At 42.0% G+C, this 16,022-nt stretch carries 16 protein-coding genes; 11 read left to right on the top strand and 5 right to left on the bottom strand.

The genetic code is table 11. The annotated features are described in order from the left end of the window. The first annotated feature begins 577 nt into the window (after window positions 1-577). The 7 genes from BK584_RS14020 (at window position 578) to BK584_RS13990 (ending at window position 7,357) form a co-directional block, all read left to right on the top strand. A complete protein-coding gene (locus BK584_RS14020) occupies window positions 578-1,150 on the top strand; it encodes a bifunctional transcriptional activator/DNA repair enzyme AdaA (protein ID WP_078393187.1) in 573 nt (190 codons plus the stop codon). Beyond that, window positions 1,147-1,695 carry a methylated-DNA--[protein]-cysteine S-methyltransferase gene (locus BK584_RS14015; protein WP_245808864.1) on the top strand — a complete coding sequence of 183 codons (549 nt, stop codon included), beginning with the start codon at window positions 1,147-1,149 and terminating at the stop codon, window positions 1,693-1,695. Before BK584_RS14020 ends, BK584_RS14015 begins: the two co-directional genes overlap by 4 nt. Before the next feature lie 84 nt (window positions 1,696-1,779). Then, window positions 1,780-2,172 carry a RidA family protein gene (locus tag BK584_RS14010; RefSeq protein ID WP_078395620.1) on the top strand — a complete coding sequence of 131 codons (393 nt, stop codon included), beginning with the start codon at window positions 1,780-1,782 and terminating at the stop codon, window positions 2,170-2,172. Window positions 2,173-2,383: 211 nt separating this feature from the next. After that, the gene (xylA, locus tag BK584_RS14005; protein WP_078393186.1) at window positions 2,384-3,709 is read left to right on the top strand and encodes a xylose isomerase; all 1,326 of its coding nucleotides are present in this window, start codon (window positions 2,384-2,386) and stop codon (window positions 3,707-3,709) included. 12 nt (window positions 3,710-3,721) lie between these two features. Next, window positions 3,722-5,218 (top strand): xylulokinase, encoded by a 1,497-nt coding sequence (gene xylB, locus BK584_RS14000; RefSeq protein ID WP_078393185.1) that lies wholly within the window; start codon window positions 3,722-3,724, stop codon window positions 5,216-5,218. A gap of 23 nt (window positions 5,219-5,241) precedes the next feature. Beyond that, window positions 5,242-6,279 (top strand): aldose epimerase family protein, encoded by a 1,038-nt coding sequence (locus tag BK584_RS13995; RefSeq protein ID WP_078393184.1) that lies wholly within the window; start codon window positions 5,242-5,244, stop codon window positions 6,277-6,279. Window positions 6,280-6,298: 19 nt separating this feature from the next. Further along, complete coding sequence (locus tag BK584_RS13990) at window positions 6,299-7,357, top strand: NAD(P)-dependent alcohol dehydrogenase (RefSeq protein ID WP_078393183.1); 1,059 nt, start codon at window positions 6,299-6,301, stop codon at window positions 7,355-7,357. A gap of 19 nt (window positions 7,358-7,376) precedes the next feature. Here the strand turns inward: BK584_RS13990 and BK584_RS13985 are convergent, their stop codons facing one another. Continuing rightward, window positions 7,377-8,570, bottom strand: coding sequence for an ROK family transcriptional regulator (locus BK584_RS13985; protein WP_078393182.1), 1,194 nt, complete (start codon window positions 8,568-8,570; stop codon window positions 7,377-7,379). 153 nt (window positions 8,571-8,723) lie between these two features. Between BK584_RS13985 and BK584_RS13980 the strand changes: the two genes are divergently transcribed. The 3 genes from BK584_RS13980 to BK584_RS13970 are packed head-to-tail and all read left to right on the top strand — an operon-like array spanning window position 8,724 to window position 11,685. Next, window positions 8,724-9,374, top strand: coding sequence for a ThuA domain-containing protein (locus tag BK584_RS13980; RefSeq protein WP_078393181.1), 651 nt, complete (start codon window positions 8,724-8,726; stop codon window positions 9,372-9,374). Between the two features lie 14 nt (window positions 9,375-9,388). Continuing rightward, window positions 9,389-10,483: a Gfo/Idh/MocA family protein gene (locus BK584_RS13975; protein ID WP_078393180.1), complete on the top strand. Its 1,095-nt coding sequence runs from the start codon at window positions 9,389-9,391 to the stop codon at window positions 10,481-10,483. 17 nt (window positions 10,484-10,500) lie between these two features. Next, a complete protein-coding gene (locus BK584_RS13970; protein ID WP_078393179.1) occupies window positions 10,501-11,685 on the top strand; it encodes a Gfo/Idh/MocA family protein in 1,185 nt (394 codons plus the stop codon). Window positions 11,686-11,800: 115 nt separating this feature from the next. Here BK584_RS13970 and BK584_RS13965 read toward each other — a convergent pair whose 3' ends face one another. The 3 genes from BK584_RS13965 to BK584_RS13960 all read right to left on the bottom strand — a co-directional run bounded on the left by BK584_RS13965 (window position 11,801) and on the right by BK584_RS13960 (window position 14,132). Beyond that, complete coding sequence (locus tag BK584_RS13965) at window positions 11,801-12,262, bottom strand: DUF975 family protein (RefSeq protein ID WP_078393178.1); 462 nt, start codon at window positions 12,260-12,262, stop codon at window positions 11,801-11,803. 139 nt (window positions 12,263-12,401) lie between these two features. Continuing rightward, window positions 12,402-12,578 (bottom strand): hypothetical protein, encoded by a 177-nt coding sequence (locus tag BK584_RS24670; RefSeq protein ID WP_169871275.1) that lies wholly within the window; start codon window positions 12,576-12,578, stop codon window positions 12,402-12,404. A 135-nt stretch (window positions 12,579-12,713) separates the two neighbouring features. Next, window positions 12,714-14,132 (bottom strand): aminotransferase-like domain-containing protein, encoded by a 1,419-nt coding sequence (locus BK584_RS13960; protein WP_078393177.1) that lies wholly within the window; start codon window positions 14,130-14,132, stop codon window positions 12,714-12,716. Window positions 14,133-14,256: 124 nt separating this feature from the next. Here BK584_RS13960 and BK584_RS13955 point away from each other — a divergent pair, with 124 nt between their 5' ends. Then, window positions 14,257-14,892 (top strand): LysE/ArgO family amino acid transporter, encoded by a 636-nt coding sequence (locus tag BK584_RS13955; protein WP_078393176.1) that lies wholly within the window; start codon window positions 14,257-14,259, stop codon window positions 14,890-14,892. Window positions 14,893-14,982: 90 nt separating this feature from the next. Here the strand turns inward: BK584_RS13955 and BK584_RS13950 are convergent, their stop codons facing one another. Continuing rightward, window positions 14,983-15,894 (bottom strand): substrate-binding domain-containing protein, encoded by a 912-nt coding sequence (locus tag BK584_RS13950; RefSeq protein WP_078393175.1) that lies wholly within the window; start codon window positions 15,892-15,894, stop codon window positions 14,983-14,985. Window positions 15,895-16,022 lie beyond the last annotated feature (128 nt).

The following is a 16,022-nucleotide window of genomic DNA, read 5'->3' as shown; positions in this document are numbered from 1 at the left end:
AGGCACTCGTTATCGTACACAAGAACATCATGTTCTTGTTGTACTGGTCTTTCAAGTTAATCATCTAACGCTCAAACAACCTTAATATGCTACGACCATCGTTTTCTGTTTCCTTGTTACGATCATCAACACGAGAAAGGGATGGGGCCGGGGATGAAGCGTGTTTTTTGTTACAACGACAACCTGGACAAACTCTTACGCGGAACCCTTCACAACATTTGCGCTGACCATAATTGTTCATCGTATCACCTCAAAAAAGTTTTTTTGGTACAACATATTCTATGTAAGAAGAATCTAGTAAGATTGTACGTTTTCACCGATGGAACGAGAATATGGACGAGTGTGCTGATTTGTAGAAAAGGGATAGTCGATGAATTAGAAGTAAGAATCAAGTTAAAAGCATTTGCGAGGGTCAATAGGTTAGTAGAGCTAGGGTGACGCTTGTTAACGATTCATTCTCTCGTTTTCGTACGTTTGAGTTTTTCTTTTGTAATCTTGCTCATCAATTAAAAAAATCCGCTTTGTCAGCTATCTATCCCTTATACTAACGATACGAAATTGAGTGAGGTGATGCCCAATGACGCCAGATGAAGTGCCGGTTGTGTACTGGGAAGCGATAAGAGAGAATGATACAGCATTTGATCGGCTCTTTTTCTACGGGGTTCAAACAACAAAAATCTTTTGTCGTCCTTCGTGCAGGTCGAAAGTGCCAAATAAGAAAAATGTCCGTATTTTTACAGATGTGAAACATGCACTTGCAGAGGATTTTCGTCCGTGCAAACGATGTAAGCCAGAGCTTCGTCAAACACCTAATGAGAAATTGGTTAACGAGATGTGCGCATGGATTGATCAACAATACAGTCAGCCAATTACGCTTGCACAATTAGGTGATGCTTTTCATACTAGTCCTTATCATTTGCAGCGAACGTTTAAACACGTTACAGGCGAGACTCCGCATGTCTATATTCGAAAAAAAAAGCTGCAAAAAGCAAGAGCTCTTCTTGTGCAAACCGATGCGCCAATTAGTCAGATAGGGAACATCCTTGGATTTCCGAATACATCCTATTTCACGACCGTTTTTAAAAAAGAGACATCATCTACACCAAATCAATTCCGACAACATCAAAAAAACAGGAGCGGAGCGTTGTGAATTCCAACATTAAAAAGCTATATTATACAAAGTGGCGGAACCTATTCATCTTAGCGGCAACAGAAAGTGGACTCGCATATCTAAGTACACCTAATGAGACAATGGAACAATTTTCCTTATGGGCAGGCCGTACCTTTCCAAACGCCAACTTAGTCGAACAGGAATCAGCCTTACAGCTTTACATCAATGAATTAGATGAGTATGCACAAGGGAGTCGACAACTTTTCTCGTTTTCATTTGAAACGAGTGGTACTCCTTTTCAAGAAGCGGTTTGGAAAGCGCTACAAGACATTCCATATGGTGCTACGGTTACGTACACGGCTATTGCCGAGAAAATCAATAAACCAAAGGCTGTACGTGCAGTCGGTACAGCAATTGGAGCAAACCCCGTGCTGATTTCCATTCCGTGCCACCGTGTAGTGAGTAAAAGTGGGCGAGGCAGTGGCTACCGCGGTGGACTTGAGATGAAGCAAGCACTACTGGAGTTGGAACGGTGGGCAAGCGAAGCTTTAGCTTATCGGAAAGAGGAGTCTAGGGAATCCTAGGCTTTTTTTCAAGTATTTTTGTTTGATAATCTATTAATTAGATCGATTATGAATATAGGTATACGAAAGGAAGTGTATTGTGTGATGAGACAAGCTCGCAACCCTGAAAACATTCATCCACCGATTGCGCCTTATGTTCACCAAATTGAAGTAACAGGTCCCGGTCGTTGGCTAACACTATCCGGTCAATTAGGGATGAAGACAAATGGCGATGTGCCTGAAGATCCTTTGAAACAATTGGAAATAGCATTAGAAAATATTCAATTAAATTTAGAAGCAGCCAATATGAGTGTGAAAGATTTAACGAAGCTCGTTTTTTATTTAGTAGGTGATTTTGAAGCAACAAAACGTCGAGAAGTCATAGGAGCTTTTTTAGGAGATCAACTTCCGTGTACAACGATGATTTACGTTGTAGCATTAGCAGCACCTCAGTTTAAAGTGGAAGTTGACGCTTGGGCATGTGTAGAAGCGAAGTAACGGTATTCATTGATGTACCATCTTGTATTTAATATGGAGTTCTAATGGGAAGGCAATATCAAGTACCAATAAAAGAACAACGATCGATAAGTACGTACAGGAAGACGGATAAGATAGCTCTCTGCTAATTCTCCTATTGACGCAGTTTAGCAATCAAGCTACACTTAGTTTAATTAATAAACAAACAAACGAATCAAGAGGAGATGAAGGAATGAGTTATTTTGAAAATGTAAATAAGATTGCCTATGAAGGCCCTAAATCAAACAATCCGTTAGCGTTTAAATTTTATAATCCGACGGAACAAGTAAATGGAAAATCAATGGAGGAAATTCTTCGCTTTGGCGTTGCTTATTGGCATACGTTTACTGAAGATTTATCTGATCCGTTTGGGGCGGGCACAGCAATACGTCCTTGGAATGGCTTTACTGGCATGGATTTGGCGAAAGCGCGTGTCGAAGCAGCATTTGAGTTTTTTGAAAAGTTAAACGTTCCTTATTTCTGCTTCCATGATGTGGATATTGCTCCTGAAGGCAGTACGCTCAAGGAAACGTATAGCAATTTGGATCAAATCGTAGCGATGATTAAGGATTATATGAAAAATAGTAATACGAAATTGCTTTGGAACACAGCGAACAATTTTACGAATCCACGTTTTGTAAGCGGTGCCGCATCTTCAAATAATGCAGATGTGTTTGCTTACTCCGCAGCAAAAGTAAAAAAAGGATTGGAAATTGGAAAAGAGCTTGGTGGCGAGAATTATGTGTTCTGGGGTGGACGTGAAGGATACGAATCGTTATTAAACACAGACTTAAAGCTAGAGATGGATAACCTTGGTCGTTTCTTCCATATGGCTTCAGAGTATGCGAAAGAGATTGGTTTTGATGCTCAGTTCTTAATTGAACCAAAGCCAAAAGAGCCAACGACCCATCAGTACGACTTTGATGTGGCGACAGGTTATGCGTTTTTACAACATTATGGACTTGAGAACACATTCAAATTTAATATTGAAGCGAATCATGCTACCCTTGCTGGTCATACATTTGAACATGAGCTTCGTTATGCACGAATTCATGGCATGCTTGGTTCGGTTGATGCAAACCAAGGTGATCCCCTATTAGGTTGGGACACAGATGAATTTCCAACTGACCTTTACTCTACAACACTTGCAATGTATGAAATTTTGAAAAATGGCGGGCTCGGCCGCGGTGGTTTAAATTTCGATGCGAAAGTACGTAGAGGATCATTTGAAGCAGAAGATTTGTTCCAGGCGCATATTGCTGGAATGGATACGTTTGCGATTGGCTTAAAAGTGGCCCAGAAATTAATAGATGATAACGTCCTTGATGGCTTTGTTGAGAATCGTTACAACAGCTACAGTGAAGGTATTGGTCTTGATATTGTCGAAGGAAAAGCAGACTTCCATGCACTTGAAAAGCATGCGTTAAATCTTGGTGAGATAAACAATAAATCCGGTCGCGTTGAGACAATTAAAGCAACAATCAATCAATATTTGATGAATGCGTACGCCGATAAGTAAGGGGTTGTGGCAATGAGTTATGTTATTGGTGTTGATCTAGGCACAAGTGCAGTGAAGTTGCTCTTGGTGAATCAAGTTGGAGAAGTTGTGCTTGAGGTATCAAAAGAATATCCATTGTTACATGGAAAAGCTGGGTACAGTGAACAATACCCTGATGATTGGGTCCGGCAAACACTAGCAGGTTTAAAGGAAATCGTCGCTACGTTTTCCGGAGATCCGGAAGAAATTGAAGGCATTAGTTTTTCAGGGCAGATGCACGGTCTCGTTTTACTTGATGAGACGCATAAGCCACTTCGCCCCGCAATCTTATGGAATGATACACGCACAACAGCTGAATGCAAAGCGATTTATGAAAAGTTAGGTGTTGAAAACGTTCATAAAGCAACAAAAAACCCAGTGCTCGAAGGATTTACATTAACGAAACTCCTTTGGGTGCAAACACATGAACCAGAATTGTATGCTAGAACAAGTGTGTTTATGTTGCCAAAAGATTATGTTCGCTTGAAATTAACAGGAGAAGTCCACACGGATTTCTCCGATGCAGCAGGAACGTTGTTGCTTGATATTGAAAAGAAACAGTGGAATGATGAAATGTGCAAAAGCTTCCAGATTAAACCATCGATGTGTCCTCCTTTAGTTGAAGCACAAGCGGAAGTAGGAACGCTTACCACTGAAATAGCAGCAGAGACAGGACTGTCTGCTTCCCTACGCGTATTTGCTGGCGGGGCAGACAATGCCTGTGGAGCAATTGGTGCAGGCGTCCTGGAGGAAGGAAAGACACTCGTAAGCATTGGTACATCCGGAGTGGTATTGTCCTATGAAGCAAGCGGCAGCAAGGATTTTGCAGGGAAAGTACATTATTTTAACCACGGGGCACCTGGTGTTTTTTATACAATGGGCGTCACCCTAGCTGCAGGACATAGTTTAAGTTGGTTTCGGCAAACGTTTTCTGAAGGAAAGCCGTTTAAGGAACTCCTTGAAGGAATTGAAACGATTCCTCCAGGCTCTGATGGTCTCCTATTCACCCCTTATCTAACGGGAGAACGAACGCCCCACGTTGATGCAGCGATCCGTGCCAGTTTTATTGGAATCGATGCCCGGCATACGGAAGGGCATTTTGTGCGAGCTGTATTGGAAGGGATTACATTCTCGTTGAGGGAATCGCTTGAGGTCTTCCGCAGTCAAGGAAAAGAAATAACGGAAGTAGTTTCCATTGGTGGCGCAGTTAAGAACAAACAGTGGTTGCAGATGCAAGCGGATATTTTTAATGTAGACATTGTGAAACTCGCAGGCGATCAAGGTCCTGGAATGGGTGCAGCGATGCTTGCAGCGGTTGGTAGTGGCTGGTTTGAATCACTACGAGATTGTGCAGCTTCTTTTTTAAAGCAGGAAGCAATCTATCATCCTAACCCGGACCATGTACATGTATATAACCAGCTGTTCGCCTTTTATCAAGATGTTTATCCGGCAACTGCGAAACTAAGTCAAAAGCTCGCCAACTTTCGGTAATTGTTGAAGAGGGAGCGATCGTTGTGCAAGTGACCAAAAGAAGTGTAAAAAATGATTGGACGTTATTTACGTTAGAAAATGATAGAGGGATGAGCCTTGATGTGCTTGATTTTGGTGGAGTCGTCACAAGGCTTACCGTCCCTGATCGTCATGGTAAAAGCGAGAATATTGTACTTGCTTTTGATGACATTGATGATTATAAGAAAAACAAGCCATACTTTGGTGCATTAATTGGACCGGTAGCAGGACGAATTCAACAGGCTATGTTTACATTAGGTGAAAAAAAAATAAACCTTAAACCAAGTGAAGGACGGCATGAATTGCATGGTGGGGAAGCGGGCTATCATCAAAAACTGTGGAACGTAGAATCGTTTCAAACAGATACAGAAGTTGGTGTTGTCTTACAAGGTAGTTGGAATGATCGAGCTTATAATTATCCTGGAAGTGTGCAGGTGACTGTAACCTATACGCTAACAAATGATAACGAATGGATCATTGCTTATCAGGCCATAACAGATGAAATGACACCGTTGACGCTAACGAACCATACGTATTTTAATTTGACGGGTGATCGCACTCATTCAATTGCGGGACATCAGGTACAAATGAAAAGTGAGGGCTATTTAGAGTTAGATGAAGAGCTTATCCCAACGGGTTTAATTGACTCTGGAAATGGTGGGCCATTCGACTTCTCCCGTGAACGCCTTATTAAAAGTGGCAGTGGTTCGGGTCATAAACAAAATCAAGTTGCTGGTGACGGTTACGATCATTATTTCTTATTGAAGAAAGGAAGCGCTGAACAAGTACGAGTTAAAGAACCGACAAGTGGGCGTGTTCTCAGTATGGAAACAACGCAACCAGGGGTAGTGTTTTATACAGGAAACGGACTAAATGAGGATTTTGTCCTTTCAGATGGGAAGAAAGCAAAAAAACATAGTGGTTTTTGTTTGGAAGCGCAAGGACCTCCCGCTTCATTGCACCATAAAGGATTGCCGTCAATATGGTTAAAGCCCGGCGAAGAATACAAGCATCAGACGGTGTATCGTTTTTCGATGGATTAAAGAAATGGGAGTTGTTTGAATGGCTACAATGAAAGCAAATACGTTGATTAGGCCGGGTCAATTGAACATGCGCGATGTGGATAGACCGGAACCGGGTCCAGAAGATGTATTAATTCGGGTTCGAGCGGTCGGGTTATGTGGATCAGACATTCATTATTATGAACATGGCAAAATTGGTCCATATGTGGTGAAAGAGCCAATTATTCTTGGACATGAAGTTGCGGGAGAAATCGTTGAGATTGGAGATGCAGTAACCCATCTTTCAATTGGACAACGTGTGGCAGTTGAGCCCGGGCGAACATGTGGAACGTGCCGTTTCTGTAAATCAGGACGCTATAATTTATGCAAAGAGGTTTCCTTTTTAGCGACACCGCCATACGATGGGGCGTTTTGTGAATACATCGCCGTTCGACATGACCTCGTCTTTCCGGTGTCAGACTCAATTAGTGACGAAACAGCTGCTTTAATCGAGCCTTTCTCTGTCGGTCTCCATGCAGTGGAACGCGGACGTGTGGCTGCAGGCGAAACGGTTGTTATTATGGGGATGGGACCAATTGGAATGATGTCGGCAATGGCTGCGAAACTTGCCGGTGCAACAACCATTATTGGCGTTGACTTAGAAGAGAGTCGATTGCTAGCTGCAAAAGATATGGGCGTGACCCACACGGTTTTGCTTGGACAAGAAGAAGTTGATCATAAGGTTGCCGAGATCACCGGAGGAACTGGCGCGGACGTTGCAATTGAGACAGCAGGGAATGGAGCGGCATTTGCAAGTGCCGTCGCTGCTGTTAGTCGTGGTGGGAGAGTTGTTTTGGTTGGATTGCCGCCAACAGAAACAGCTGAGCTTAATGTTTCCCATGTGGTAGATAATGAACTAGATATACTAGGGGTCTTTCGCTACCGGAATACGTATGCAAAGGCGGTTGCGTTAATTGAAGCTCATCAGCTGAACTTCGATCCCATAGTGACAGGACGTTTTTTGTTGGAAGAGACAGAAGCTGCATTTAATCAAGCGCTGGTCGATAAAGCGAACACGATTAAACTGGTTATTTATCCGAAGAAGCCTGCTTCCGTTTAATTGGAAGCAAGCTTTTTGTTTAAGTGAGCGATAGGTTGATCCGATGCTCGTCAAAAAATCGTTCTATCGCAAATGAAGCACCACCAAGGACACCAGATTGTTGACCAAGCTCCGAGAACATGATTTTAGGTGCCTCTTGCAAATGAGGAGGCAATTGTTTTTCTAACACTTCTAAAACGGGATTTTCCAAGAAATCTTTCAGCAATGAGAACCGGTTGCCGATAATAACAACTTCGGGATCCATGGCATGGATGATGGAAATTAAACCGGCACCAAGTGAGCGTCCAACTGAAGTGAGGACATTTAGAACTAGAGGGTTTTGGTTATATGCTTCCGCGAGCACATCTTCAAAGCGAATGGAATCAACTCCTAGTTTGGTTGCGACGGTATCAAGCAAAAACTGTTCCGAACAAGACAACTCCCAACACCCTTTGTTGCCACAACGGCATCGTTTGCCATTGTAATCAATCGACATATGACCAAATTCACCTGCATAGCCATTTGCTCCTTGAAACAATTGACCGTTGCTAATTTGACCTGTGCCAATACCAATGCTGATACTCACATAAGCAACGTGATTATAGTAGCTTCCTGCTCCATATAACTTTTCGCCGTAAGCTCCAGCATTGGCTTCATTTTCTACTAAAATAGGTAATTGGAATGTTTGTTCAAGTGGCGTTTTAATATCAACGTTTGACCACCCTAAGTTAGGTGCAAGCAACACATTGCCATTTGACTGAACAATTCCAGGCACACCGATCGCAATGCCGCAAATGCCGTATGGACTTTTAGGAGCACGTTCGATTAAGGAGGCAATCAGTTTTTTCGCTTCACCTAAAACGTGATCAAACGAGCGATCTGTAAACAATAGGATTTCCTGTTGCAAAATCTTTCCCGATAAGTCTGTTGCTACACCGATAATGCGGTTGACACCAATATCAATACTAATGGTATGTGCCGCTGCTTGGTTATAGTACAAGAGCACGGGTTTCCGTCCGCCACTAGAATTACCTGTTCCGATTTCATAAACAAACTCACTTTCAATTAATTGTGCTACGAGCGTAGAGACCGTTGCTTTATTTAATCCACTCCGCTTAGCAATTTCTGCACGTGAAATGGGATGATGGCTTTTAATGAGACGAAAAACAGTCGATTTATTAAAATCCTTCATCAATTCATGGCTGGCATTTAACACGACAACAACTCCGATCATTGTTTACTCACTAAACATTATACGGACTTAAACCGTTGACAACAACTACAAAGAGACGTACATTAAAATAGACTTAGTTTACAATCGAAACAAAGACATGTCCACTTTTTAAAAAAACAAAATAACAGCGCTTACAAAAGAGGAGGAGTTCGTATGAAAAAAGCATTAATCTTTCAAGGTGGCTGGGATGGTCATGAACCAAAACAAGTGGCAGAACTTTTGGAACAAGTACTTAGCGAGGCAGGCTTTGACGTTAAAGTGACAGATACGTTAGACACATTAGCGCAAGAAGAACTGACTTCGTATGATTTGATTGTACCAAATTGGACTCAAGGAAAAATTGAAGCAGATCAATTAAAGGCACTTATGCAAGCAGTAGAAAGTGGAGTTGGGCTCGCTGGTCTCCATGGTGGTATGGGTGATTCGTTCAGGATGGAAACCGACTATCAATTTATGGTTGGTGGACAGTGGGTCGCTCATCCAGGTAATGATGGCGTCCGCTATACCGTAAACATTAAGGATGAAAATGACCCGTTAACCGAGGGGATGGCAGATTTTGAAGTTGTATCAGAACAATATTATATGCATGTTGACCCTGCGGTCGATGTATATGCAACAACTACATTTCCCGTTGCAGAAGGTCCTCATACGGGCAATGGTACTGTCGAGATGCCGGTTGTCTGGACAAAAAAATGGGGCAAGGGCAAAGTTTATTATTGTGCATTAGGCCATGTCGCGGAAATTGTACGTATGCCTGAAGTTACGCAGCTTATGCGCAATGGCATGGTGTGGGCAGCAAGATAAAAGGGGGATGAAACGTGAATCCAATTAAAGTAGGAGTTATTGGCTGTGGCAATATTAGTTCCATTTACTTAGAAAACGCCCGTCGATTTGATTCATTTGAAATTGTTGCTGTTGCGGATATTCAAGAGGCGCGTGCCAAACAACAAGCAGAGAAATACAACGTGAAACGAGTGCTTTCCGTAGAGGAAATAATCGCTGATGCTGAAGTGGAGCTTATTCTGAATTTAACCATTCCTTCTGTTCATGCGGAAATTGCCAAAAAAGCATTAGAAGCAGGAAAGCATGTGTATGGTGAAAAGCCTTTAACAGCAACACTTGAGCAAGGAAGAGAAGTATTGCAATTAGCTCAAGAGAAAGGGCTATTTGTTGGCAATGCTCCTGATACATTTCTTGGAGGGGCTCATCAAACGGCGCGGCATCTTATTGACTCGGGTGAAATTGGCACGCCGGTTTCAGCTACTGCCTTTATGATGAATCATGGGCATGAGCACTGGCATCCCGACCCTGCTTTTTATTACGAGGTAGGTGCTGGTCCAATGTTTGATATGGGACCATATTATTTAACGGCTCTCGTTCATATGATTGGGCCAGCAAAACGCGTAACCGCTTCTACAGGTGTGGCGCAGAAAACACGGGTCATTTCCAGCCAGCCAAAAGCTGGAGAAAAAATTGAGGTAAAAACACCAACGCAAATCAATGGCATTATTGACTTTGAAAATGGAGCCATTGCATCTATTATTACGAGTTTTGATACGTGGTACCACCGTCTTCCATTTATCGAAGTGTACGGAACAAAAGGGAGTTTATCTGTCCCGGATCCAAACCATTTTGGAGGAGATGTCCATCTTCGTACAGAAGGAGATCGTGAGTGGCGAGTTGTTCCATCACGCTTTGAACATGAAGACAACAGCCGGGGAATTGGCCTTGCAGATATGGCGACGGCCATTCAAGAAGGCCGCTCAATTCGTCCGAGTGGAGAACTTGCTTTCCATGTGCTTGAGATGATGCACGGGTTCCATTACGCATCGAAGAAGGGCACGCATTATGAGTTAACAAGCACGTGCGAGCAACCAGCTGTGTTTCAAATGCTGAAAACGCAAGACCGATAATGAATGGAGGGATAAATATGGGAAAAAAAGGTGTGCGTATTGGACTTGTCGGTTATCAATTTATGGGGAAAGCGCATAGCCATGCTTACCGGGATATTCCGTTCTTCTTCGAGACGGATGCTAATCCAATCTTACAAGCCATTTGTGGGAGAAACGAGGATGCGGTAAGCCAAGCGGCCGATCAAATGGGGTTTGCCTCCTATGAAACAGATTGGCGTGTTTTGATTGAGCGAGATGATATTGATGTCATCGATATTGTAACACCAAACAATACTCATGCTGAGATTGCCATTGCAGCAGCAAATGCCGGGAAGCATGTGATCACCGAGAAGCCACTGGCAATGACAGTTGAAGAAGGGGAGCGCATGCATGAAGCCGTTTCGCGAAATGGCGTCATCCATATGGTTTGCCATAATTATCGTTTTGTTCCTGCGATTCAATATGCAAAAAAATTGATTGATGATGGTCGTATTGGAAAGATCTATCATTTCCGGGCAAATTATTTACAAGACTTTATTATGAGTCCTGACTTTCCGCTCATTTGGCGTTTAAATAAAGATGTGTGCGGTTCGGGAGCGCTTGGAGATTTGGCTGCTCATAGTCTAGATGTAGCGCGCTTTCTTGTTGGCGAAATTGCTGAAGTATCGGCAACAACAGAAACCTTTATTAAAGAACGTCCAACTGGTGCAATGACTGGAGGCCTTAGTGCCAAAGTCGAAGGCGGAGAAAAGGGACAAGTGACCGTTGATGATGCAGTTGCCATCATTGCTAAGTTTGAAAGTGGATCAATGGGCACGTTCGAAGCAACTCGATTTGCTGGTGGAAACCGCAATCGCAACCAATTCGAGATTAACGGCGAGAAAGGGTCCCTTCGCTGGAATATGGAAGATATGAATAAGTTGGAGTTGTACGTAGCTGATGATGAAGTCGGCATGCAAGGCTTTCGAACGATTGATGTAACAGAAGAATCACACCCATACATGGATTCTTACTGGGCTGCCGGTCATATGATTGGTTATGAACATACATTTATCCACTTGCTGCATGAATTTCTGCAAGGTGTCGTCCATGGCAAGCAGCCAACACCTAATTTCTCTGACGGTCTCAAGAATCAAGTGGTTCTTGCGGCAATCGAAGAATCAGCTAGAAGTGGCAGGCGTTTATCTGTCGCAGAATTCCGCGATACAGTAAAGAAAGCTTAATAAGAGAACTCCCTTGTAAAGGTAGATATGCGTCTACGTATACAAGGGAGTCTTTTTAGGGAAATGCGGAAAGGACTAATTGGCGTTATACGTAATGAAAAGCAATGAACAAGGTTTATTGACTCCTCTGCTCCTTCATCGCTTTTTTAAAGTTTCTTTGTGTTGCTGTTTGAAGAGGCGAACGTGATTGAAGCAATTTATAAAATTCAACCCGTGTCATGTGATAATAGACAAGACTGAAAAAGACGCCAACGATAAAAACGGCTAAACCTAGAGCGAGAATAAGACTAAAAAGAAAAAACAATCCCATTAACGGCAGTCGGTTGCCTTTTGCTAACTGAAAACTGTAAGAAACCGCAGAGAAAAATCCATTTTGGGGATCTTCGTAGAGAATATATAAAACATGAGAGAAGCCTAAATAAAGGTAAAGCAGCCCAACTGATACTGCGATTAAGAAGAAGTATCCAATTGAAATCGCACCCGTGAATAAGCCTAAAATTGCAAATCCAATAGGCATCAAGGCGGAGAATAATAATGTCATGTTGATAATATTTATAAAGATGCCTTTATAAAGCAACCGTGGATTCTTAAAACTATAAAGAAAAGCTGAAAAAATCGATTTTCTCGTTCTTTTAACCCGAAACAATAATCGAGAATTGCAAAATGGACAATACTTGTAATTAGAGCTCCGATTTTCCCTACTATGGATAAGAGATTCATCGACGTTGAGATAGAAATTGGACTGATAGAGAATCCGTCTTCGCTAAAACGAAGTCCACAAAGTGATTCCCAAAAAAGATAATAATTAGGTATGAAATAACCATAAATCCAATTGATTTCCACCAATTTCGTTTTAAATAAAGAGATGCTTGTTTCTGTGCTTCACCAACCATAATAAACTCACTTTTTTTACTAGTTTAAAGCCTCTAAAAGTCTAGCTGATCCTACCTATAAATTCAAACGAATGATAAGATTTTCTGCTTATTTAATAGGTTTATTGGAAGGTGCATGATGGCTGCCTTCTTCAGTTAATGATTGATCAATAACCGCTTTCTGACGACTTTATTTAAACGAGCTAACCCTATTACAAGCCGCTCTAGGCTTTCATATGCATAAGACAAGCGTATGTGGTGATTGTCCTTTTGGTCATACAAATAGCCGGGATTAATTAAAACATTGTGTTGCAATAGCTCTTTAAATACATCTTTCTTAATAATTGGTTGATTAAATCGCAGCCAAATGTAAAAGCCCCCTTTTGGTGACTCCCATGTCGCAATGTCTGCAAATGTTTCATTTAGCATCGTTTCGGTATATTGGGCCCGCTTTTGTAACGTAGTACGTAATGAAGTGAGATGGGTTTCATAAAGTCCTGATTGAAGCCAGTAAGTGACAATTTCCTGTGAAAAGCCGCTCGAACCATAGTCCAGTTGCATCTTTAAATCGGCAAGGCTATTAATAATTGGTTCTGGTGCAGTGATCCAACCAATCCGTAAACCAGGGCTAATTGTTTTTGACATTCCGCCCACATAGACAATTTGACCACTTGTATCCATCGCCTTTAATGGCGGTGGGGGATCGGTGAATGTAAGGTCGCCATAAACATCATCCTCTACGATCGGGATCTGATCTTGCCTGCATCGTTGCATCAAAGCGCTGCGTTCTTTTTCTGACATGATCGTACCAGAGGGGTTGTTTAATGTCGGAATGGTATAGAAGAATGCATTTTTCTTGGCAATGTTTCTGTCTTCTGCTTCGATTGGAATGAGCTTCATTCCGGCTGCCTGGAAAGACTGGATTGATTCAACGTAAGAAGGGGCTGAATAATATACAGTTGAATGCTGTGCAAGTATGCCGTAGCTAATGAGTTGAAGCGCTTGTAAAGCACCTGAAACGATCAAAATATTCTCTGGAAAAGCGCTGATCCCCTTTTTTTTCAAATGAGATGCGACAGCGTGCCTTAGTTGGATATTCCCTTTTGGTGACGAGTAACGAATGTTTTCCTCGGTTAAGACCATTTCGGTTAAAGATTGACGAAGTTTTGTTAGTGGTAACAACTCAGGTGAAAGCTCGCCAGTCCCTAGTCTGAGGACTTCGCTTTTTTGTTCAAATTCATTGATTAATTGGATCGTCTCGACATTCGGTGTATACAGGCTATTCTGCATATGTGCATTCCAATTTGGTTGTTTACGGGCTAATAGCAGTTCCCATCCATTGCTTGAAACATATGTGCCGCTACCATGTATCGTTTCTAGTATCCCTTCTGCTTTTAATTCTTCAAACACTTGAACGATTGTACTGCGATTAACCCCTAAATCATGGGCAAGCTTCCGTTGTGAAGGAAGCCTCATAGAAATCGGCCAATCGCCACGCTCGATATGGGAAAGCATCCAGTCATGAATTTGAGTAAACAATGTTTTTGAATCTGATCGCTGTGGTTTCCAGTCCATAGCTTCTCCTTTCAAATGAGAAAGTGGTTGGTTGAATTAGTGCCTCAGTGGTTGTTTTATAATTAGTGAAACGCCATTATGCTAATCATATCAACAAAAATTGTTAACTGGAAAGGAAAATTGGATGGTTGCGGCAATGGTTCATGGACTTATTTTATCATTAGGTTTAATTATACCGATTGGTCCACAAAACATTTTTATTTTAAATCAAGGCGCTGCACACCGGGGAATGAGGGGAGCGCTGCCGGCCGTTTTTGCGGCTGCCATTTCCGATACGCTATTGATACTCCTAGCTGTGTTTAGTGTTTCAGTACTTGTGCTCGCTATTCCAGCGCTAGAGCTTGGCATGTATGCAATTGGCTTTTGTTTTTTACTTTATATTGGTTATTCGATTTGGAAGAGCAGTTTCAGTGTTCGAAGTGGAGGAGCATCCCCACTATCTGCTCGAAAGCAAATAGTGTTTGCCATATCCGTTTCACTCATTAATCCTCATGCGGTTATTGATACCGTCGGTGTGATTGGTACTAATTCACTTCACTATCATTTCTTTTATGAGAAGGCAGCCTTTGCGGTAGCTTGTATTGGCGTTTCATGGATTTCATTTATAGGATTGGCATGGATCGGTGGTTGGGTCCTTTCAGTAGATGGAAAAGGGCATCTGATGAAGATGATTAACTGCGGTTCAGCCATTATGATTTGGGGCGTTGCGCTTTTTATTGGTTACCAGTTGATAAAAAGGGTAATTGAGATTGCTTTGTAGTTCTGATTCGAGGAGGAGCTCGATATGAAGCGCCTCCTCTGCCGTTACTTGAGCAAGTCTGTAGTTAGTCTATTTTCTAATGAACGTTATTCATCGTTCAAACAGTACTTCCCCCGTTTGTGCAACGTTATAGCCACCTAATGCTGCAATTTCTTCCTGAAAAGAAGTAGATTTTAAGACGGAAAGGGTTTGCTTAATCAGTTCGATGTTTTCTTCTTTCTTGAGTAAAACAAGATCGTATCGTTCCTCGATTAATGGGACAAATTCAGTTCCTACCGTTTTTGCCGCTTTTTCAATGCCAATACCTACATCGGCACGCTTTTGTTTGACTGCGCTCGCTACACTTAGATGACTTGTTTCTTCATGTTCATAGCCTTGGAGCTTTTGATAATGAATGTGATGGGACTTCAGTTTTTCATCTAATAGAACTCGTGCACCAGAGCCGATTTCGCGGTTTACGATCGTTAAACCTTCTTTGCCCAGATCGCTCCAGTCATAAAGTTTCTTAGGGTTGTTTTCTTGGACATAAAATCCAGCTTGTCTACTAAGTAAGTTGATTACGAGATAGGATCTACCTGTTAAGATTCGATTAATATAAGGCAAGTTGTACTCGCCTGTTTCACCGTCATAAAGGTGGACGCTCACGATGTCTCCTTCGTTTTGGTACATTGAAATTAAACTATTTAAACTACCATGATAGGAACGCAGTGAACGCCAGTTTTGCTTTTGATCTAAATGTCTTCCAAGTATGTCTAAAGAGATATCCTGTCCGCTTATGACAACAGAGCGCTGTGGAGAGGGGGACGGTTTAGTAAACACAGGGACTGTGCTAGCCGTTTTATTTTTATGTTTATAGGCTTCTAAATCAGACGCGTCAATACGCATTTGTTTTCCGACACGGTAGGCTGGAAGTTTGCCTTTTTTTATTAAATCGTAAACAGTTAGTTTCGATACTTTGAGCATTTGTGCAATTTCTTCTGTTGTATAAGATCCCTTAAGCATGTCTGATCCCTCACTTTCTCTTCTACATCCATTCTAACAGATCCAACGCTTTTGGTCGGAAAATGAAAACTAGTTATAACTAAATAGATTTACTTATAACAAAACATAATTTATAGTTGGAATGAGAT

The sequence above is a fragment of the Shouchella patagoniensis genome (genome assembly GCF_002019705.1).
GTDB classification, from domain to species: domain Bacteria; phylum Bacillota; class Bacilli; order Bacillales; family Bacillaceae_D; genus Shouchella; species Shouchella patagoniensis.
Note: the sequence above shows the minus strand (reverse complement) of the source record. Positions and strands in the feature narration are given on the sequence as shown.

Coding starts and splice junctions, on each gene's coding strand:
- BK584_RS14020 (WP_078393187.1), top strand. CDS start 578: ATGACGCCAGATGAAGTGCCGGTTGTGTACTGGGAAGCGATAAGAGAG.
- BK584_RS14010 (WP_078395620.1), top strand. CDS start 1,780: ATGAGACAAGCTCGCAACCCTGAAAACATTCATCCACCGATTGCGCCT.
- xylA (WP_078393186.1), top strand. CDS start 2,384: ATGAGTTATTTTGAAAATGTAAATAAGATTGCCTATGAAGGCCCTAAA.
- xylB (WP_078393185.1), top strand. CDS start 3,722: ATGAGTTATGTTATTGGTGTTGATCTAGGCACAAGTGCAGTGAAGTTG.
- BK584_RS13990 (WP_078393183.1), top strand. CDS start 6,299: ATGGCTACAATGAAAGCAAATACGTTGATTAGGCCGGGTCAATTGAAC.
- BK584_RS13985 (WP_078393182.1), bottom strand. CDS start 8,570: ATGATCGGAGTTGTTGTCGTGTTAAATGCCAGCCATGAATTGATGAAG.
- BK584_RS13980 (WP_078393181.1), top strand. CDS start 8,724: ATGAAAAAAGCATTAATCTTTCAAGGTGGCTGGGATGGTCATGAACCA.
- BK584_RS13970 (WP_078393179.1), top strand. CDS start 10,501: ATGGGAAAAAAAGGTGTGCGTATTGGACTTGTCGGTTATCAATTTATG.
- BK584_RS24670 (WP_169871275.1), bottom strand. CDS start 12,578: ATGGTTGGTGAAGCACAGAAACAAGCATCTCTTTATTTAAAACGAAAT.
- BK584_RS13960 (WP_078393177.1), bottom strand. CDS start 14,132: ATGGACTGGAAACCACAGCGATCAGATTCAAAAACATTGTTTACTCAA.
- BK584_RS13955 (WP_078393176.1), top strand. CDS start 14,257: ATGGTTGCGGCAATGGTTCATGGACTTATTTTATCATTAGGTTTAATT.
- BK584_RS13950 (WP_078393175.1), bottom strand. CDS start 15,894: ATGCTTAAGGGATCTTATACAACAGAAGAAATTGCACAAATGCTCAAA.